The sequence below is a fragment of the Micromonospora sp. NPDC048999 genome (genome assembly GCF_040649295.1).
GTDB lineage: Bacteria > Actinomycetota > Actinomycetes > Mycobacteriales > Micromonosporaceae > Micromonospora.
The window spans coordinates 1-18,045 of the sequence record NZ_JBEZFI010000008.1 but is presented as its reverse complement, the minus strand read 5'-3'; the positions used below and the strand labels follow the sequence as shown (position 1 = coordinate 18,045).

Sequence of the window (18,045 nt, the reverse complement as noted above, 5' to 3'; positions counted from 1 at the left end):
TCGGCGATCCGGCCAGCCCCCACCACGATCAGCCGTTCGGTTGGTGCAGCGTGACCTGGGTGGGCACGCTGTACTGGGCGTAGTACGGCAGGGACGGGGGCACCGCATGGCGGGCGTCGGTAATCCGCAGCGTGGCGCTGTCAATGCCCTGGAAGACCTGCTGCAGGGTGCAGCGCCCGTCCGGCCCGGTCACGCAGCTGCCCTGCGGGCTGTTCTTGCTGGAAATCCACTGCGCACTCACCAGCACGTTGCCGACCGGGGCGCCCTTCAGGTCGGTGACGGTTACCTGGGCGGTCGCGCGCCAGGCCTTGGCGCTCGGGGCGCCCTGCGGCGTGGTGTCGGTCGTCAGGTTGGTGATCCGGATCCCTGCTGCTTGGCCGATGCCGTAGTAGACGGCGTCCTCGATGCCGTCGACCTTGGCGTCGCCGGTGCGTGGCAGGAACCGGGTGACCTGCGGGTCGTGGTCGCTGGCCGGGTCGGCGAACTCGGCGTTGAGGTGGATGATCTGGTAGTCGACCCGCTGCCGGAGCGTGCCGCCGACCAGAGTCTGGTCCAGCGTCTGCGAGTTGCCGTCGTAGACGTACGTGTACCGCTCGTTCTCGGGCAGCGCCAGCATCGGGTTGTAGAGCTTGCCGTCCCCGGTGAGGATGTCCAGGGTCTGGGAGTACTGGAAGTCGTTCATGTCACCGAGCACGACCAGGTTGGCCTGCGGGTCGACCGACACCAGCTTGTCGATGAAGCCCTTGACCAGTGTCGCCTGCTTGTGCCGCTGGATCTCGGACGACCGTGCGGGCGGCTGGATCCTGCCGTGGGTCGGCTGGTCGCCGCCCTTGGAGTTGAAGTGGTTGGCGATCACGAAGACGTCCCGGTCGTGGAAGCGGAACTGTCCGACCAGCGGCTTGCGGCTGGAGGTCCAGGCTTCGTCCACCGGCTCGATCCGCCCCGGCGAGGCGGTCAACGCGGCCCGACCGTTCGAGCCAGCGTGTACGTCGACCGGAGTGGTCGAGGTGCCGCCGGGAACGTCGACGAAGGAAACCCGCTGCGGGTTGAACAGGAACACCTGTCGGATGTTGCCGCCCGGCTGGCCACCGTCAAGGTTGTTCACCGGGTTGATCTGGCGCCATTCGTAGCGCGGCCCGCCGGCAGCGGCGATCGCGTCGGTGAGCTTGGTCAGCGTCTGGGTGGGGTCGACGGTGCCGTCGTCGGCGGCGCCACTGTTGTCCTGGATCTCCTCGACCGCGATGATGTCGGGGCTCTTCAGGTTCGTGGTGATGCCCTGGGCCAGCCGGTCGTACTTGGCCTGCGGGTCGGCGGGCGCCAGGTTCTGGACGTTGTACGTGGCGGTGGAGAGCTCCCAGTCCCGGGCGTCGCGGGCCACGACCCGCTGCAGGTTGTTCTTGATGTGCGCGCCCAGCGTGGTGGCCTCGACCACGTACCCGCCGAACTGCGAGTAGGTGACCGGCCCTTCCGTCACGCCCCGAAGCTCGTCGCCGACGTTGGCCATCGGGAACGGACGCTCGCCGAACGGGATCAGCGACTCGATCTTGACCCGGCCGGTGTTGCTGTCCGTGTACGACTTGTAGTTGGTGCCGCCCCGGGCGGTGCGGTTCTGCTCGGGCTTGGTGGTCACCCACAGTGCGTTGTATGCGTCCGTCGGCCCGACCACCCGGGTGTCCGTCATGCGTACCCGCATGCTCTCCCGGGACGCCCAGAAGTCCAGGGCGTACTTGTCGGGCTGCAGCTCATCCGCCTCGATGTTCGTGCCGGCGGTGGACGCGAAGGTGTCCGGGATCGTGGTGGCGGTCAGCGGCTCGGCGGCCGGCAGCGCATTGCCGGACGACAGCACGGTCCAGATCGAGTCCTCAAGCTGGGCGATCGTCAGGTTGTCGGTCGAAGATCCGCCGAGGCGGGACTCGACGAGCTTGCCGGAGACCAGCACCTCGTCGCCGATCGCCACCCCGGCCGGGGTCTTCGAGCCGGTGAAGACGAACAGGCCCTCGCTGGTGCGCGGGTCGTTGTCCGGGTTCGGGTCCTGGAACCAGAAGCCGCGAGCCGTGCCGAAGAAGCGCACGCCGGTCACGACGCCGGGCAGGCCGGCCACCCGCTTGTTGTGGTACGGCGAGATCCGGGTGACCCCGTGCACGTCGTGGATACGCAGGTCACCTGGCTCGGTGGGGATACCGGCGTTACCGGGATCGCCAGCCGTCTCGCCCTGAGAGTTGATCGGCGTCGTCGGCCCGACCCGGAAGTCGGCGCCGTTGTCGCCGGTGTCGGTCAGGACCGGGTCCCGGCGTACCGAGGTGGTGTTGCTCGGCGCCGGCGCCGGGCTGCCCTTGCGGACCACCGCGGTGCCGAAACCGATCAGGTCCCGGATCCGGGTGTCGGCCTCGCAGTCGGCGGCGGTCTTGCAGGTCAGGCGGTCTGTCGTGTTGACCAGGGCGACCGTGCCGGCGGTCGCCGACAGGTTGATGATCCCTTGGGCGTCCGGAACGGGCAGGTTGTCGGTGCCGCTACCGCCGCTGCCTTCTTCGATCAGGTAGCGGCCGTTCGCCGGGATCTCTCCGGTCAGCGGGGTGCTCTGCCACTGGGTTGACCCGCTCGGGGAGGCCGGCAGGTACTGCACGCTCCAGCCGGTCACGTCGACCGGCGCCGCGCTGCGGTTGCCCAACGTGATGAAGTCGTTCTTGAGGGTGGTGTTCGCGTTGCCGCCGCCGCCGTAGACCTCGTAGATGACTGCGTCAGGCGATACTGGTGCGGCCGCCACCGGGGACGCCGCGGCGAGCCCTGAGGCGACGACGGCGGCGGCCGTCGCGCCGTAGGCGGCTCGCCTCGTCCATCGATTGATCACTTTTCTTACCTCTGCCTCGAAGATGATCATGCCTGTGACCTGCGCACGCATCATCGATAAGCGAGGTGAACCGGTGGAAGAGGCAGCGCCAAATTCAGTGGCAGGTTTGCGTGAACTGTTCGAGCTGTGCAGCTTGCCCGGATCTGTCAGCTCACCGGGGCTCGGCGGTCTGTTCCCAGAGCGACTTCATCTCGTCGAAGGCCTGCTCCATGAGCTGGACCATCGCCTCCCGGGCGCGCTCGCCGTCGTGTCGCTGGATCGCCTGGGCGACCTCGGCGTGCAGCTGCAACGCCTGCTCGTGCGGGTGGTGGGGCATGAGGTGGTGCTTGTGCCGGCCGGTGAGCACCTCCGCGACCAGATCCTGCAACCGGACGAACATCTCGTTGCCGGAGGCGAGCAGCACCCGCCGATGGAACTCGATGTCGAGGCGCAGGAACCGCTCCTCGTCGCCGGCCTGGCCGGCGGCCCACATCTTCGCCGCGAGCCCGACGAGATCGCTCGCCTCGTCGTGGCCGGCGCGGTGGGCGGCCAGCAGGGCGGCGTGCGGCTCGATGGCGGTGCGCAGCTCGGTGATCGACCGGAGTTGGGCGATGCGGCTGTCCGAGGCGAGCCGCCAGCGGATCACCTGCGGGTCGAAGACGTTCCAGTCGTGTGCCGGTCGGATCGTCACCCCGACCCGTCGGCGGGTCTCGATGAACCCGATGGACGCCAGGACTCGCAGCACCTCGCGGACCACCGAGCGGGACACCTCGTACCGCTCGACCAGCTCGTCGATGTTGAGGACCGCGCCGGGGGCGAACTCGCCGCCGCAGATGGCGGTGCCGAGGTACTCGAGGACACGTGCGTGCAGCCCGGCTTCGGCCGGGGCGTGCTGGGTGGCGATGCCCCCGTTGGAGTACGGTTCCACGCCACGGATCATATCAGTTGGATCTACCCCTTGAATAAGTCAGCTTTTTCGGCCTAACATCCCGTCGTAAAGCAGACGTTACAACGGTGTGGCGCTCTTCCCCCTGGACGGCGACCCCACGTGTGAAGGAGAGATGACGTGCGACGTCGAGCAGTAATCGGTACGTCTCTGGCCGTGGTTGCCGCCATGGGCCTGTCCGCCTGCGGCAGCGGGGGAGACGGCGGCAGCGGGTCGAAGACCCTGCGCGTGACGCTGGTGAATCACGTGTGGACGGAGAACATCAAGAAGGCCCTGCCGGAGTTCGAGAAGCAGACCGGCCTGAAGGTCGAGGTCACCCAGCTCGGTGAGGACCAGCTCTCGGACCAGTACAACGTCAAGCTGAACGCCGGGTCCAGCGACCTCGACGTGATGATGTACCGGCCGCTGCAGGAGGGGAAGCTGTTCGCCAAGAACAAGTACCTCGCCGACCTGACCGAGCGGACCAAGTCGGACAGCGCCTTCGACTTCAGCGACTTCCAGGCCGGCCCGGTGCAGGCCACCACGTACAACGACAAGGTCGTCGGCGTGCCGATCATCACCGAGCAGGAGGTCCTCTACTACCGCAAGGACCTGCTGGAGAAGTCCGGCTTCACCGCTCCACCCCAGACGCTTGACGAGCTCAAGATTCAGGCGGCGAAGGTCGCGGCCGACAACCCCGGCATCGCGGGCTTCGTGTCCCGCACCGGCAAGGCGGCCGCCGTCACGCAGTTCTCCAGCTTCCTGTACAGCTTCGGCGGCGACTTCGTGGACGCCGACGGGAAGGCCTCGGTCAACACCGAGCAGGCCAAGCAGGCGTACGCCTACTACGGCGGGCTGTTGCGGGAGCACGGTCCGAAGAACATCAGCACCGACATGAGCTGGTCCGAGGCGATGGCGATCTTCACCCAGGGCAAGGCGGCCTTCTACACCGAGGCCAACTCGCTCTACAAGAACGCCACCGACCCGACCAAGTCGAAGGTCTCCGACACCGTCGGTTTCGCGGCCTTCCCGGCCGGCCCGGCCGGCTCGAAGCCGTACAACATCCCGTCCTGGGCGCTCGGCGTCAACGACGGGTCGAAGAACAAGGACAACGCCTGGAAGTTCATCGAGTGGGCGGCCGGCAAGGAGCAGGCGCTGGAGCAGCAGAAGGCCGGCGTCCCCGGCGCCCGGGCCTCGGTCTGGGCCAACCCGGAGGGCGCCGCGACCTACCCGGCGGACCTCGCCGAGGCCACCAAGGTCAGCACGGCCAACGGCATCGGCCATGACCGTCCGCTGGTCGTGAAGGTTGCCCAGGCGCGCGAGATCGTCGGCCAGCCGATCGTCGACGCGATCACCGGCAAGAACGCGGGCGCCTCGGCGGACGCGGCGAACGAGGCGTTCCAGAAGTTCCTCGACGACGAGGCGAAGTAGCCCGACCGCGGGGTGGCAGGGCCGACCGGCCCCGCCACCCCGCGCCGGGATCCTGGCCCTGAGCACCACCGGAGACCCCATGTCAGCCGTCACCACACCCGTCACCAGATCGCCCGACGACCGCCCGGCACCCGCGGCGGATCCGGCCTGGTCGCGCTGGGCCAACGCGCATCGCAAGTGGCTCCTCGCGGCACCCGCCATGGCGTTCGTCGCCGTGCTGATCATCTTCCCGGTGGCGTGGACCGGATACCTCAGCCTGACCGACGCCGAGGGTTCGGTACGCGCCGAGAGCAACTTCATCGGCTTCCAGAACTACCTCGACGTGCTCGCCGACACCGACCGGTTCTGGCCGGCGGCGTGGCGAACCGTCCTGTTCACCGGCGTCGTGCTCCTCGTCGAGGTAGCCCTCGGCATGGCGATCGCCCTGCTGCTGTGGCGGCCGTTCCGCGGTGAGAAGTGGGTCCGAGTAGCCATCCTCCTGCCGCTGGTGGCCACCCCGGTCGCGGTCGGCATGATGTGGCGGCTGATCTTCGATCCCAACATCGGCATGGCAAACCAGCTGCTCGGCTGGTTCGGAATCGGTCCCCAGCCCTGGCTGGCCGGCCAGAACTCGGCCCTGCCGACCACGATGTTCATCGACATCTGGCAGTGGACGCCGATGGTGGTGCTGATTCTGCTCGCCGGTCTGACGTCGCTCTCCGACGAGCCCCAGGAAGCCGCGCTCATCGACGGCGCCAGCACCTGGCAGCGCTTCCGGCACGTCACCCTGCCGCTGTTGATGCCCACCGTGATCGTCGCGATCCTGCTGCGCGGCATCGACGCGCTCAAGACCTTCGACATCCTCTACGCCACCAAGGGTCGCGGCGGCGGGTCGTTCCACGAGGTGGAAACCCTCAACGTCTACGCATACGGCCTGAGCTTCGACTACAACGAGTACGGCATCTCATCGACGGTCCTCATCATCTTCTTCCTGATCATCATCGGGGTGATGTGGGCTCTGACCTACCGCAAGAAGGGAATGGGGCGATGAACCCGCGCCGGCCGTTCAAGGTGTTCCGGGCGGTGGCGCTGGCCGTCGTGGTGATCTCGCTGATCGCGCCGCTGCTGTGGATGGTCGCCGCCTCGTTCAAGACGAACGTCGACATCTACGACACCGACAAGGCGTTCGCCTTCTCGCCCACGCTGGGCAACTACCACACCGTGCTCCAGCAGGCGAACTACGTCCAGTTCATCGGCAACAGCCTCTGGGTGGCGTTCGCCGCCACGGTGCTCTCCCTCGTCCTCGGGGTGCCCGCCGCATACTCGATGAGCCGCTTCAACATGAAGAAGTCCGCGCTCGTCGTGCTCATGGCCCGGGTCATCCCCGGTGTCTCGCTCCTGGTGCCCTGGTACTACGTCTTCTCGAACCTGCACCTGGTCGGCGGCTACACCGTGCTGATCCTCAGCCACATGTTCGTGTCGCTGCCGCTGATCGTCTACATCATGATGGGCTTCTTCGACAGCCTGCCGGAGGACCTGGAAGAGGCGGCGCTGGTCGACGGGCTGACCCACCTCGGCGCGTTCCGCCGGATCACGCTGCCGCTGTCCGTGCCGGGCGTCGCGACCGCCGGGATCCTGTCCTTCATCTTCTCCTGGAACAACTTCATGTTCGCGCTGGTGCTCTCCGGCGCGGACACCAAGACCCTGCCCGTGGCGATCTTCGACTTCGTCGGCTACGCCAGCATCGACTGGGGCGGCCTGATGGCCGCGGCCACCGTGGTCACCCTGCCGATCATGGTGATCGCCCTGTTCGTGCAGAAGTACATCGTGTCCGGCCTCACCGCCGGTGCGACGAAGGGCTGAGCAGCATGACCACCATCGCGCGTATCGAAACCTTCCTCGTCGCCCCCCGCTGGCTCTTCGTCCGCGTCGAGACCGCCGACGGAATCGTCGGCTGGGGCGAGGCAACCTGCGAGGGCCGGTCCGAGACCGTCCGCACCGCCGTCGAGCAGCTCAGCGAACTGCTGATCGGCCGGGACGCGCTGCGCATCGAGGACCACTGGCAGGTCATGACCAAGGGGTCGTTCTACCGCGGCGGGCCCATCCTGGCCAGCGCCGTCTCCGGCCTCGACCAGGCCCTGTGGGACATCGCCGGCAAGCACTACGGCGCCCCCGTCCACCAGCTGCTCGGCGGCCCCGTCCGGGACCGGATCCGGGTGTACGGCTGGGTCGGCGGCGACGACCCCAGCGAGGTCCGAGACCAGATCAGCGCCGCCGTCGAGTCGGGCCTGACCGCGGTGAAGATGAACGCCTCGGGCCGGATGAGCCCGGTGGCCTCGGTGGCCGAACTCGACGGGGTGGTCCAGCGGGTGGCCGCGGCCCGTGAGGTGCTCGGCGACCAGCGGGACGTCGCGGTCGACTTCCACGGCCGGTTCAACCTCGCCACCGCCCGCCGGGTCGCCCCGCTGCTCGAGCCCTACCGGCCGTTCTTCCTCGAGGAGCCGGTGGTTCCGGAGAACTCGCACCTCATCGGCGAGCTGGTCCGCTCCACCACCACGCCGGTGTCCACCGGGGAACGGCTCTACAGCCGGCAGGAGTTCCTGCCGGTGCTGCAGGCCGGCATCGCAGTCGCCCAGCCGGACCTCTCGCACGCCGGGGGCATCACCGAGGTCCGCAAAATCGCCGCGCTGGCCGAGGTGTACGACGTGCAACTCGCCCCACACTGCCCGCTCGGCCCGATCGCCCTGGCGGCCTGCCTACAGGTCGGCTTTGCCACGCCGAACTACCTGATCCAGGAGCAGAGCATCGGCATCCACTACAACCTCGGCGCCGAGGTGCTCGACTACTGCCTCGACAAGGAGCCGCTGACCTTCGTGGACGGCTACGTCGAGCGGCTCACCGGGCCCGGCCTCGGCATCGAGATCGACGAGAACGCGGTGCGGGTGGCGGACAAGCGCGGGCACGCCTGGCGCAGCCCCATCTGGCGGCACCGCGACGGCTCCTACGCGGAATGGTGATCCTATGACCGTCAACCTCACCTCCGAACTCGCCGCCGCGCGGATCCTCGCGGTCATTCGCGGCACCGACACCGCCGGTGCGATCGCCGCCGGCACCGCCCTGCTCGAAGAGGGCGTACGCATCGTCGAGGTGGCCCTCACCACGCCGAACGCCGCCTCAGCCGTCGAGGCGCTGCGCGCGGCCGCGCCCGCCGGGTCCCTGGTCGGCGCCGGGACCGTGCTCACCGCCGCCGACGTCGCCGACGTGGCCGCCGCGGGCGCGCAGTTCGTGGTGACGCCGGCCGTGGTCGAGTCGATCCCCGAGGCGGCGCGGCGCGGCCTTCCCGTTGCCGCCGGAGCGTTCACCCCGACCGAGGCGTACACCGCGATGCGGATGGGGGCGTCGGCGATCAAGCTGTTCCCGATCTCGGCGGTGGGACCGGCGTACCTGAAGGCGGTGCGTGACCCGTTCCCGGACATCCCGTTCGTCGCGGTCGGCGGGGTGGGCCTGGCCGACCTGCCCGGGTACTTCGCCGCCGGGGCGATCGCCGTCGGCGTGGGCGGCCCTCTGGTCGGCGACGCGGCCTCCGGCGGCGACCTCGACGCCCTGCGTCAGCGGGCCCGCGCCTACCTGGCCGCCGTGTCATGACCGCCACCGACCGCGACGCCCTGCGCGAACCGGGCCCGCGCCTACCGGGTCCCCGCGTCGCGACCGACGTCGACCTGCTCACCTTCGGCGAGGCCCTGGTCTCGCTGCGCTCGAGCGGGCCGCTGTCCGCTGGCGGCCCGCTCACCCCGCACCTGGCCGGGGCGGAGTGCAACGTGGCCATCGGCGTGTCCCGGCTCGGCCACCGCGCGGCCTTCGCCGGCCGGGTCAGCGATGACGAGCTGGGCGGGTTCCTGGTGCGGCAGTTGCGCGCCGAGAGCGTGCAGGTCGGGCACGTGACCCGTGACCCGGAACGCTCGGCCGGGCTGATGTTCCTGGAGCGGCGGACCGCCGACCTGACCCGGGTCATCTATCAGCGGGCCGGCTCGGCCGGGTCCGCACTCTGCGTCGACGACCTGCGTTCCGCCCTGGCGGCCGGGGCGCGGGTGCTGCACCTGACCGGGATCACCCCGGCGCTGTCCGACAGCGCCCGGGAGGCCACCACGTGGGCGGCGGAGACCGCCGCCCGAGCCGGGACGCTGGTCTGCCTCGACGTCAACCACCGGACGAAGCTCTGGAGCCGGGACGCCGCCCGGGCCGTGCTCACCCCGCTCGCGGGTCACGCCTCCGTCGTCGTGGCCTCCGCCGATGAGCTGGACCTGGTCGGCGTACCCGGTGCCGACGAGCAGACCGTGGTGGCCGGGCTGCTGGACCGGGGCGTGTCGACCGTGCTGGTGAAGCTCGGCGGCGACGGCGCCCGCGCGTACACCCGGGACGGCCGGCTGGAGGCGGCGGCGCTGCCCGTGACGGCGGTCGACACCGTCGGCGCGGGGGACGCCTTCACCGCCGGCTACCTCTCCGGCCATCTGGACGGGCTCGACCTGGCCGGGCGGCTGCGCCGCGCGGTCACCCTCGGCGCCTTCGCCGTCGCCGGGTACGGCGACTGGGAGGCCCTGCCGCGCCGCGACGAGTTGTCGCTCCTGGACTTCCGGCAACTCGGCGACACCATTCGCTGACCCACCCCCTGAGAAAGGCACCCCGCGTGAAGATCGTCGCAGCGGACGTCATCGTCTCCAGCCCCGACCGCAACTTCGTCACCCTCAAGATCACCACAGATGAGGGGCTGACCGGGCTGGGAGACGGCACCCTCAACGGCCGCGAACTCTCCGTCGCGTCCTACCTGGCCGACCACGTCGTGCCCCTGCTGATCGGGCGGGACCCGCACCGCATCGAGGACACCTGGCAGTTCCTCTACCGGTCGGCGTACTGGCGGCGCGGCCCGGTCACCATGGCCGCCATCGCCGCCGTGGACGTCGCGCTCTGGGACATCAAGGCCAAGGCCGCCGGCATGCCGCTCTACCAGCTCCTCGGCGGCGCCTCCCGGACCGGGATCATGGCCTACGGGCACGCCTCCGGGCGGGACCTGCCGGAGCTGTTCGACTCGATCCGCCGGCACCTGGACCTGGGCTTCCGGTCCATCCGGGTGCAGACCTCGGTGCCCGGCATCAACGCCGTCTACGGCGTGGCCGCACAGCCCAGCGCCGACGGCAAGCGCTACGACTACGAGCCGGCGCAGCGCACCCCGCTGCCCATCGAGGAAGACTGGGACACCCGCGCCTACCTGCGTCACCTGCCCGGCGTCTTCGAGGCGGTACGCAACGAGTTCGGCCCCGAGCTGCCGCTGCTGCACGACGGACACCACCGGATGACCCCCATCCAGGCGGCGAAGCTCGGCAAGGCCCTGGAGCCGTACGACCTGTTCTGGCTGGAGGACTGCACCCCAGCGGAGAACCAGGAGGCGCTGCGGCTGGTCCGTCAGCACACCACCACCCCGCTGGCCATCGGCGAGATCTTCAACACCGTCTGGGACTACCAGACCCTGATCCGCGAGCAGCTGATCGACTACGTGCGTTCCGCCGTGACGCACACCGGCGGCATCACCGCCATGCGCAAGCTGCTCGACTTCGCCGCCCAGTACCAGATCAAGTCCGGCATCCACGGCCCCACCGACATCTCGCCGGTCGGCATGGCCGCCGCGCTGCACCTGGACCTGGCCATCCACAACTTCGGCATCCAGGAGTACATGCAGCACGGCCCGCTCACCAACGAGGTGTTCCGCCAGTCGTTCAACTTCACCGACGGCTACCTGCACCCGGGGGAGCAGCCCGGCCTCGGCGTGGAACTCGACGAGGAGGCCGCCGCCCGGTTCCCGTACCAGCGCGCGTACCTGCCGTTCAACCGGCTCCAGGACGGCACCGTCCATGACTGGTGAGCGGCGCCCCACCCGCCACATCGTGGTGATGGGCGTGTCCGGGGCGGGCAAGACGACGGTGGCTCGGGGGATCAGCGAGCTGACCGGCCTGCGGTTCGCCGAGGCGGACGAGTTTCACACCGAGGCCCACGTGGCCCAGATGCGCGCCGGCATCCCGCTGAACGACACCGACCGGTGGCCCTGGCTGCGTGCGCTGGCCACCTGGATGACCGCCCGGCACGCCGAGGGGGTCTCCACCATTCTGGCCTGCTCGGCGCTGCGGCGCGCCTACCGGGACGTGCTGCGGGAGGGGCCGCCCGAGGTGGAGTTCCTGCACCTGGACGGGTCGGCGGAGCTGATCCGGGAGCGGTTGGGCCGGCGGGTCGGGCACTACATGCCGGCGAGCCTGTTCGACTCCCAGCAGGCGACCCTGGAGCACCTCGACCCGGACGAGTCCGGGGTGGTGCTGCAGGTGGCGGCGTCACCGGACGACCTCGTCGCGGCGGCGGTCGACCGGCTCGGCCTGCCGCTGCGCGAGCCGGTCGCCGGCGATCAGTCGGGCATGGCGTCCAGGTAGACCCAGCGGCCGTCCTCCCGGACGAAACGGCTCTGCTCCTCCAGCGCGCCGGGGCGGCCGGCCTCGCGGTAGTGGGCGCGGAAGCGCACCGTGCCCGCCGTGTCGAAGAGGCCGCCCCGGTCGCTGCCGAGGACCTCCAGCCGCAGCCACCGCAACCCCGGGTCCGGCCGCAGCCGGGCCGGCCGGGTCGAGGAGTGCCAACTGCGCAGCAGGTAGTCGGCCTCGTCGAGAGCGAAGGCGCTGAACCGCGAGCGCATGAGCGCCTCGGCGGTCGGCGCGGCCGACGCACCCCGGTGGATCGGGCCGCAGCAGTCTGCGTACGGCAGGCCCGTCCCGCAGGGACAGGCTCCGCTCGCCCGTTCGGCCGCACCCCGGCCGGCGCCACGTCTCGCCACGACGGTCATCCTGCCGCAGCGATGACCGCCCAGGCCCGCCGGGTGCCTCAGGCAGTTCGGCCAGCGAGCCGTGCGCTGACGACGACCTGGCCGGTTGCTTCCGGTGACCGGGCCGGCGGCGCAGTTCAGGTGGCTTATGGTGAAAAGCCGGGTAGGACCTTCACGTTGTCCAGCCGAGGGATGGGCCGATGACTGAGAGGACGTCGCCGTGGCGCGTGCCGACGGCGGGCAGCCGCTGCTCGGGGGCTCACACCCGGTCTGTTGTGCGACACGTCCGCGGCGTCGACCACTGCTGAAATGGACTGGGCCGGATGGGCATTGTTCGGGGTCGTCGCCACTACGGCGCTCACCGCAGCGCTGATCAGCGCACAACTGGCCGGGCTGACTCGCCTCGACTTTCCCCTGGTACTCGGGACCCTCGTCACCGAGGATCCCGACCGGGCCCGGGCCGTCGGGTTCTTCCTCCACCTCGGCGCCGGCCAGGGCTTCGCCCTCGGCTACGCGGCCACGTTCGCCCTGCTGGGCCGCGCCACCTGGTGGATCGGCGCACTGCTCGGGCTGCTCCATGTCGGGATCGCGCTGACGGTGCTCCTGCCGCTGGCTCCGGGTTTCCACCCGCGCATGGCCTCGCCGCGGGCCGGCCCGGCCAGCACGGCCGTGCTGGAGCCACCCGGCCTGCTCGGCATCAACTACGGCCTCCAGACTCCCGTGGTCACGGTTGCCGTCCACATCATCTTCGGCGTGGTCCTCGGAGTGCTCCTCAAGGCCGACTGACTCGCACCCCGAAATTGTCCCCGCCGGTGGGGCTGCGCTCACCAGCACCCGCGCGCCTCGTCAGGAAGCGATCTCCATGACTGGTGGTCCGCCGTGACGTGGCCTCCGTCCTCGGTGCCGATCAGCGACTACGGCCTACTGGGCGACACTCGCACCGCCGCCCTCGTCGCCAGTGACGGCCGACTCGACTGGCTCTGCGTGCCGCGCTTCGACGGTCAGCCCCTGTTCGGCCGGCTGCTCGGGGGCCCGGACGCGGGAACGTTCCGGGTCGGCCCGGCCCGGCCGGCCGCGGTCGTCGAACGACGCTACCGGCAGCACACCGCCACACTGGAGACGACCTGGGCGGTCGGCAGCGGCCGCCTCACCCTCACCGAGGGCATGGTGGCCGAGATCAGCGGCCGCCTGCTGCCCACGACGATGATCGTGCGGCGCCTGTCGGCCGAGGAGGCAACGGTCGACGCCGTCGTCGAGTTCGACCCCCGCCTCGGTGTACGGCACCGCCGGCCCCGAGTCCAGCAGCGACGCCAGGCGCTGGTCTGTGCATGGGGGTCGCTCGCGGTGTCTCTGGACAGCGCGCCCGGGCTCACCATCGAACCGGGTCGACCTACGTCGATCACGATCAGGCCAGGCCGTCCCGTCACCCTCGTGCTGGCCGTGGCCAACCGCGAACCCTTGATCCACGTCGAGCCGGCCGCAGCCTGGGAACTGCTCCTCGAGGACGAGAACCGATGGCGGGCCTGGACCGCCGAAATCGACGAATCGCTGCCTTTCCGGGAACACGTCGCACGAAGCCTGCTCACCCTGCGACTGTTGACCTACTCGCCCGCGCAAGCCCCGGTGGCCGCACCCACCACGTCCTTGCCCGAGGATCCCGGCGGGATACGGAACTGGGACTACCGCTACGTCTGGCCCCGTGACGCCAGCATCAGCGTCAGCGCCTTCCTCAGTGTCGGCAAGCCCGACGAGGCACACGGTTTCCTCGCGTGGCTGTTGCACGCCAGCCGGCTGCAGCGGCCACGCCTGCCGGCACTGCTCACCCTGCACGGCCGGCACGTGCCGGCGGAACGAGAACTGTCCGGCTGGCCCGGCTATCTCGGCAGTGTCCCGGTACGACTCGGCAACGGTGCCGCACGCCAACACCAGCTCGACGGCTACGGCTGGGTGATCGACGCCGCCTGGGCGTTCGCGCAGGCCGGGCAGCGCCTTTACAGCGAGACGTGGCGGGCGGTGCGCGGCTTCGCCGACCTGGTCGCTCGTTGCTGGCAGGAGCCCGACGCGGGCATCTGGGAGGTCCGGGCACCCGCCCAACACGTCCATTCGAAACTCATGGGTTGGCTCGCCCTGGACCGAGCCCTGCGCATCGCCGAGACTCACCCGTTGCGCGAGCGTCAACGTCGACGCTGGCGGGAAACACGAGATGCGATTGCCGCCGAGGTCCGGATGCACGGCTTCGACCCGACGGCGGGCAGCTACGTCCGAAGCTACGGCTCGGAAGACCTCGACGCGGCCCTGCTCGTCCTGCCGCTGCTGGACCTGGAGAGCGTCGACTCGCCCCGGGTGCACGGCACCATCGACGCCATTCGGGACCGGCTCTCCGCCGGCGGTCCGCTCCTCTACCGCTACCCGCCGGGGCGTGACGGATTCCCCGGCACCGAAGGCGCGTTCCTGCCCTGCTCGTTCTGGCTGGTTCAAGCCCTCGCCCGCACCGGACGCCGCGTCGAGGCGGTCGAACTGTTCCAGACCATGCTCGCCCACGCCAGCCCGCTCGGCCTCTACGCCGAAGAGCTGGATCCCGCGACCGGCGCCCACCTCGGCAACTACCCCCAGACGCTGACCCATGCCTCTCTCGTCCAGGCCGCACTCGCGATTCGAGACGCACCCGCGACGGGTTCTGGATCCGCCTGACTGCCGGGACAGGCCCGAAGTCCACGGTGAGCGCCGACGAATGGGGCATGGTCGGCCGCGTTGCCCGACCCGGGCGACCCGGTCTCAGCGGGCGCTCGTCCGGGCCGTCCGCCGGTTGCCGAACGACTCCATGGTGGTCGCCTTCTTCGCCGGCGTCCGGGTCTCGGCGACCCGGCGGGCCCGAGCGGTGGCCGCGACCTTCTTCGCCGTGACCTTGCGGGCCGTGCCCGTCCTGACGGTCGTCTTCTTCGCGGCGGCCCGCGTGGCGGGTGCCTTCTTCGCCGCCGCCTTGGTGGCCGGGGCCTTCTTCGCGGGCGTCGCCTTCTTCGCGGCGGTCGCCTTGGCGGTCGGCCGTCGGGTGGGCGTGGCGGTGGTGGCCGCGGTGTCCTTCTTCTTCGCGGCCCGGGCGGTCGTCGGGGTGGGCTTGCCACCCGGCGTCTTGGCCGCGGTCGCCCCCGTCGCCCGCTTGGTGGCGGTCGCGACCTTCTTCGCCGCCGCCTTGTTCGGCATCGGGGCCTTCCGCGCCCCGGTGGCCTTCCGAGCGCTGCTGGGTCTGGTGGCCGCCTGGGCCATCGCTCCTCCCTCGCTGCTGCGCCGCGGCCCGGGCGGTCACACCGTCCGGTGACGTCGGGCCGACCGGCCCACGCGGCGCGCGTGTCTTCCCGCCGAGCCGATGGTCAAACACCACGCGTGGTGTCCTCGCCGCCTCGTTCCGGGATGTTGCGCAGCCCGTGGGGCCACTAATCTGAAGCGCGATATGAAGCTGTCGATAAGGCAAGCCGCCGGTCCAGCGGGGCGCGCCGGATGAGCCCCACCCAACGCCGCCTCGACCCCGACCAGATCCGTCGCTACGTGGCGGCGTCCCTCGGTCCCGCGCCCCGGGTCGTCGAGTGCGGCCCGTTGACCGGCGGCGGGTTCGCCGCCGTCTGGTGGGTCACCCTGGACGACGGACAGGCCGTGGTGCTGAAAGTGGGACCGCCGCCGTCCGTGCCGCTGCTGCGCTACGAACGCGACATGATCGGCGCCGAGGCGCGCTACCTGCGGCTGGTCGCCGAGCGGGCACCCGCCGTCCCGGCCCCACCGCTGCTGCACCACGGCAGCGATCCGGTGCTGGGCGACTGGCTGCTCACCGGCCTGCTGGCCGGCCGGACCCTGTGGGACCTGACCGAGGCCGGCGTCGACACCGCCGTGGTCGAGGCCGAGTTCGGCGTCGCGCTCGCCACCCTGCACGGCATCACCGGCGACCGCTACGGCTACGACGGCGGGCGAGCCAGCGCCGACACCTGGCGGGGCGCGTATCTGGCCATGGTGGACGACATGCTCGCCGACGCGGCGGACTGGCGGGTGCCGCTGCCGGCGCCGGCGGGCCGGATTCGCGAACTGGTCGACCGGCACGCCCACGTCCTCGACGCGGTACGCCGCCCGGCGCTGCTGCACTTCGACTGCTGGGCGGGCAACGTGCTCGCGACGGACGGCCCGGACGGCACGCCCCGGCTCAGCGGCCTGGTCGACGGCGAGCGCTACCTCTGGGGCGACCCGCTGATGGACCTGGTCTCGCCGCTGCTGTTCCGGCGCACCGAGGACGAACCGGAGCATCCGGTGGTGCGGGCGTACCAGGCGATCTCGCCGTTTCCGTTCGACGCCGACGTACGCCGCCGGTTGGGCCTTTACCGGCTCTACCTCTACCTGCTGATGACCGTGGAGATGCCGAGCCGGGGGATCACCGCCGAGTCCGAGCCGTGGCGGGTGACCCGCCTCCCCGAGCTGCTCGACGAGGAGCTGTCCGACCTCGACAAACCGTGAGCGGCCCAGGTGCGCGTCAGCGGGTGGCGGTGGCGAAGACGACGATGTTGTCCGGGTAGCTCCCGGTGCGCGGGTTGAAGCGGCCGCCGCAGGTGATCAGGCGCAGCCGGGCGTCCGCGCCGCCGCCGTACACCCGGTCGGAGGGGAAACGGTCCTTCGGGTACGCCCCGACACCGTCCACGATGAACGTGGCGAGCCGGCCGTCGGCCCGGGTGACCCGTACCGTGTCGCCGGGGCGTAGCCGGCCGAGGTCGAAGAAGACCGCCGGCCCGTTCTGCGAGTCCACATGCCCCACCAGCACGGCGTTGCCGGCCTCACCGGGGGCGGGGCCCTGCCGGTACCAGCCGGCGATCTCCGGCTGCTCCAGCGGCGGCACCTCCAACTCGCCATCGTCGTCCGTGGCGACCGGGACGATCGGGGCGTCGACGCCGATGCGGGGGATGGCCACGCGGACCGGTTCGGAGCGGGGGAGCACCGGCCCGGGCGGACCGGAGCGTTCGGCGGTCGGGGCGACGGAGGCGTCCGGCTGCGGTGGTCGGAGGGCTGTGGTGCCGAGACCGGCGGCGACCATGCCGGTGCCGGTGGCTCCGGCGATCGTGACCGCGGCGACGATGGCGGCGGTCCGAGCCTTCGACGGCCCTTCCGTGGGGCTGCTCTTCGGCGACAGGTTCCCACCTCCGTCCGACGTTGGAGCGGTGCCCGCGCCGGATGTCGCCCGGCGCGGGCACCCTTGCTCAGGGATGGTGTGGCGAGGCCGTCAGGCGGCGGTGGTGGTGGCCCCGCGCCGTCGACGGCGCACCAGCACGTACGTCCCGCCGGCGACCGCAGCGGCGGCCAGCACGCCGCCGGTGACGAGCACCCCGGTGTCGCCGTCCTTGCCGCCGCCGCCCGCTGGGGCGCCGCCGACCGGGGTGGCGCCGATCGGCGTGACGGTGAAGGTGGCCGAGCCGCCGTTGCTGCCGTCACCGCAGGTGGTGTTGACGCTGTACGTGCCGAGGGTGAACCCGGCGGTGAAGAGTTCGGCGCTCAGCCCGCCCCCGGCCGCGGCCGTGGTGGATCGGATGTTCTCGTCCCGGTCGGGCCCGGTGACGTGGAAGAGCGCGTCACCGTTCGCCGGGTTGCACTCCGTCGTGGTGAGTACGACCGTCCCGCCGACCGGGGTGGTGGCGGGTGAGACCGTGGTGTCCGCGAGCGCGGCGGCCGGGAGCAAAAGTGCGCCGAGACCCACGCCGACCGCCGCAGATCCGAAACTTCTCTGTGCCTTCATCCGCGTCTTCCCTCACTTTTCGTCCGCTGACTGCGTGGGACGTCGTTCGGGGTGGCCAACTCCGTGACTAGCACCGGTGTGGCCAACACTAGGAGGGTTGCGACGGTCACTCGGCGTAAATGAGAAATCTTCGTTGCCGTCCCGTGTCTTCCTCGCTGGAGGCGACGGAGGCGGGCTAGTGCCGTGACCACGAACGTTCGCGGTGTTGGATGACACGCCGTTCGGCCTGTCGGCCGGGCGGCGTCGCGGCGGTCAGGCTGTGGCGGTGG

At 70.7% G+C, this 18,045-nt stretch carries 17 protein-coding genes; 12 read left to right on the top strand and 5 right to left on the bottom strand.

The genetic code is table 11. The features are described from left to right. Positions 1-28: 28 nt before the first annotated feature. Positions 29-2,878 (bottom strand): endonuclease/exonuclease/phosphatase family protein, encoded by a 2,850-nt coding sequence (locus tag AB0C02_RS12590; protein WP_357546829.1) that lies wholly within the window; start codon positions 2,876-2,878, stop codon positions 29-31. A gap of 121 nt (positions 2,879-2,999) precedes the next feature. Beyond that, a complete protein-coding gene (locus tag AB0C02_RS12585; protein ID WP_357546815.1) occupies positions 3,000-3,755 on the bottom strand; it encodes an FCD domain-containing protein in 756 nt (251 codons plus the stop codon). 138 nt (positions 3,756-3,893) lie between these two features. On the opposite strand from AB0C02_RS12585, the gene AB0C02_RS12580 reads away from it, so the two are divergent. The 8 genes from AB0C02_RS12580 (at position 3,894) to AB0C02_RS12545 (ending at position 11,632) form a co-directional block, all read left to right on the top strand. Further along, positions 3,894-5,183: a sugar ABC transporter substrate-binding protein gene (locus AB0C02_RS12580; RefSeq protein WP_357546804.1), complete on the top strand. Its 1,290-nt coding sequence runs from the start codon at positions 3,894-3,896 to the stop codon at positions 5,181-5,183. Positions 5,184-5,262: 79 nt separating this feature from the next. Further along, positions 5,263-6,213, top strand: a complete 951-nt coding sequence (locus tag AB0C02_RS12575; protein ID WP_357546786.1) for a sugar ABC transporter permease — start codon at positions 5,263-5,265, stop codon at positions 6,211-6,213. Further along, entirely contained in the window at positions 6,210-7,025 is an 816-nt protein-coding gene (locus AB0C02_RS12570) for a carbohydrate ABC transporter permease (protein ID WP_357546774.1), read from the top strand. Before AB0C02_RS12575 ends, AB0C02_RS12570 begins: the two co-directional genes overlap by 4 nt. Positions 7,026-7,030: 5 nt before the next feature. Beyond that, a complete protein-coding gene (dgoD, locus tag AB0C02_RS12565) occupies positions 7,031-8,179 on the top strand; it encodes a galactonate dehydratase (RefSeq protein WP_357546767.1) in 1,149 nt (382 codons plus the stop codon). Positions 8,180-8,183: 4 nt separating this feature from the next. Further along, the gene (locus AB0C02_RS12560; protein ID WP_357546763.1) at positions 8,184-8,807 is read left to right on the top strand and encodes a bifunctional 4-hydroxy-2-oxoglutarate aldolase/2-dehydro-3-deoxy-phosphogluconate aldolase; all 624 of its coding nucleotides are present in this window, start codon (positions 8,184-8,186) and stop codon (positions 8,805-8,807) included. Beyond that, positions 8,804-9,820 carry a sugar kinase gene (locus AB0C02_RS12555; protein ID WP_357546761.1) on the top strand — a complete coding sequence of 339 codons (1,017 nt, stop codon included), beginning with the start codon at positions 8,804-8,806 and terminating at the stop codon, positions 9,818-9,820. The genes AB0C02_RS12560 and AB0C02_RS12555 overlap by 4 nt, the downstream gene beginning before the upstream one ends. A gap of 26 nt (positions 9,821-9,846) precedes the next feature. Then, on the top strand, positions 9,847-11,076 hold the full coding sequence (gene manD, locus AB0C02_RS12550; protein WP_357546749.1) for a D-mannonate dehydratase ManD: 1,230 nt from the start codon (positions 9,847-9,849) through the stop codon (positions 11,074-11,076). Beyond that, the gene (locus tag AB0C02_RS12545; protein ID WP_357546733.1) at positions 11,066-11,632 is read left to right on the top strand and encodes a gluconokinase; all 567 of its coding nucleotides are present in this window, start codon (positions 11,066-11,068) and stop codon (positions 11,630-11,632) included. The genes manD and AB0C02_RS12545 overlap by 11 nt, the downstream gene beginning before the upstream one ends. Here the strand turns inward: AB0C02_RS12545 and AB0C02_RS12540 are convergent. Further along, positions 11,608-12,036, bottom strand: a complete 429-nt coding sequence (locus AB0C02_RS12540) for a YchJ family protein (RefSeq protein ID WP_357546721.1) — start codon at positions 12,034-12,036, stop codon at positions 11,608-11,610. The genes AB0C02_RS12545 and AB0C02_RS12540 overlap by 25 nt on opposite strands. 288 nt (positions 12,037-12,324) lie before the next feature. Between AB0C02_RS12540 and AB0C02_RS12535 the strand changes: the two genes are divergently transcribed. The 4 genes from AB0C02_RS12535 to AB0C02_RS12520 all read left to right on the top strand — a co-directional run bounded on the left by AB0C02_RS12535 (position 12,325) and on the right by AB0C02_RS12520 (position 16,509). Then, positions 12,325-12,801, top strand: a complete 477-nt coding sequence (locus AB0C02_RS12535; RefSeq protein WP_357546716.1) for a hypothetical protein — start codon at positions 12,325-12,327, stop codon at positions 12,799-12,801. Between the two features lie 93 nt (positions 12,802-12,894). Further along, positions 12,895-14,706 carry a glycoside hydrolase family 15 protein gene (locus AB0C02_RS12530; RefSeq protein WP_357546712.1) on the top strand — a complete coding sequence of 604 codons (1,812 nt, stop codon included), beginning with the start codon at positions 12,895-12,897 and terminating at the stop codon, positions 14,704-14,706. A 115-nt stretch (positions 14,707-14,821) separates the two neighbouring features. Beyond that, positions 14,822-15,331, top strand: coding sequence for a hypothetical protein (locus AB0C02_RS12525; RefSeq protein WP_357546707.1), 510 nt, complete (start codon positions 14,822-14,824; stop codon positions 15,329-15,331). A 179-nt stretch (positions 15,332-15,510) separates the two neighbouring features. Next, positions 15,511-16,509 (top strand): aminoglycoside phosphotransferase family protein, encoded by a 999-nt coding sequence (locus tag AB0C02_RS12520; RefSeq protein ID WP_357546702.1) that lies wholly within the window; start codon positions 15,511-15,513, stop codon positions 16,507-16,509. A gap of 16 nt (positions 16,510-16,525) precedes the next feature. Here AB0C02_RS12520 and AB0C02_RS12515 read toward each other — a convergent pair whose 3' ends face one another. Together AB0C02_RS12515 and AB0C02_RS12510 are read right to left on the bottom strand one after the other, a co-directional pair. Beyond that, the gene (locus AB0C02_RS12515; protein WP_357546698.1) at positions 16,526-17,080 is read right to left on the bottom strand and encodes a class F sortase; all 555 of its coding nucleotides are present in this window, start codon (positions 17,078-17,080) and stop codon (positions 16,526-16,528) included. A 186-nt stretch (positions 17,081-17,266) separates the two neighbouring features. After that, positions 17,267-17,776 (bottom strand): hypothetical protein, encoded by a 510-nt coding sequence (locus tag AB0C02_RS12510; RefSeq protein ID WP_357546693.1) that lies wholly within the window; start codon positions 17,774-17,776, stop codon positions 17,267-17,269. Between the last annotated feature and the right edge of the window lie 269 nt (positions 17,777-18,045).

Excerpts from the sequence above, each read along its gene's own strand:
- AB0C02_RS12535 (WP_357546716.1), top strand. The coding sequence starts at position 12,325 with ATGGACTGGGCCGGATGGGCATTGTTCGGGGTCGTCGCCACTACGGCG.
- AB0C02_RS12515 (WP_357546698.1), bottom strand. The coding sequence starts at position 17,080 with ATGGTCGCCGCCGGTCTCGGCACCACAGCCCTCCGACCACCGCAGCCG.
- AB0C02_RS12540 (WP_357546721.1), bottom strand. The coding sequence starts at position 12,036 with ATGACCGTCGTGGCGAGACGTGGCGCCGGCCGGGGTGCGGCCGAACGG.
- dgoD (WP_357546767.1), top strand. The coding sequence starts at position 7,031 with ATGACCACCATCGCGCGTATCGAAACCTTCCTCGTCGCCCCCCGCTGG.
- AB0C02_RS12560 (WP_357546763.1), top strand. The coding sequence starts at position 8,184 with ATGACCGTCAACCTCACCTCCGAACTCGCCGCCGCGCGGATCCTCGCG.
- AB0C02_RS12570 (WP_357546774.1), top strand. The coding sequence starts at position 6,210 with ATGAACCCGCGCCGGCCGTTCAAGGTGTTCCGGGCGGTGGCGCTGGCC.
- AB0C02_RS12545 (WP_357546733.1), top strand. The coding sequence starts at position 11,066 with ATGACTGGTGAGCGGCGCCCCACCCGCCACATCGTGGTGATGGGCGTG.
- AB0C02_RS12520 (WP_357546702.1), top strand. The coding sequence starts at position 15,511 with ATGAGCCCCACCCAACGCCGCCTCGACCCCGACCAGATCCGTCGCTAC.
- AB0C02_RS12590 (WP_357546829.1), bottom strand. The coding sequence starts at position 2,878 with ATGATCATCTTCGAGGCAGAGGTAAGAAAAGTGATCAATCGATGGACG.
- AB0C02_RS12510 (WP_357546693.1), bottom strand. The coding sequence starts at position 17,776 with ATGAAGGCACAGAGAAGTTTCGGATCTGCGGCGGTCGGCGTGGGTCTC.
- AB0C02_RS12575 (WP_357546786.1), top strand. The coding sequence starts at position 5,263 with ATGTCAGCCGTCACCACACCCGTCACCAGATCGCCCGACGACCGCCCG.
- AB0C02_RS12555 (WP_357546761.1), top strand. The coding sequence starts at position 8,804 with ATGACCGCCACCGACCGCGACGCCCTGCGCGAACCGGGCCCGCGCCTA.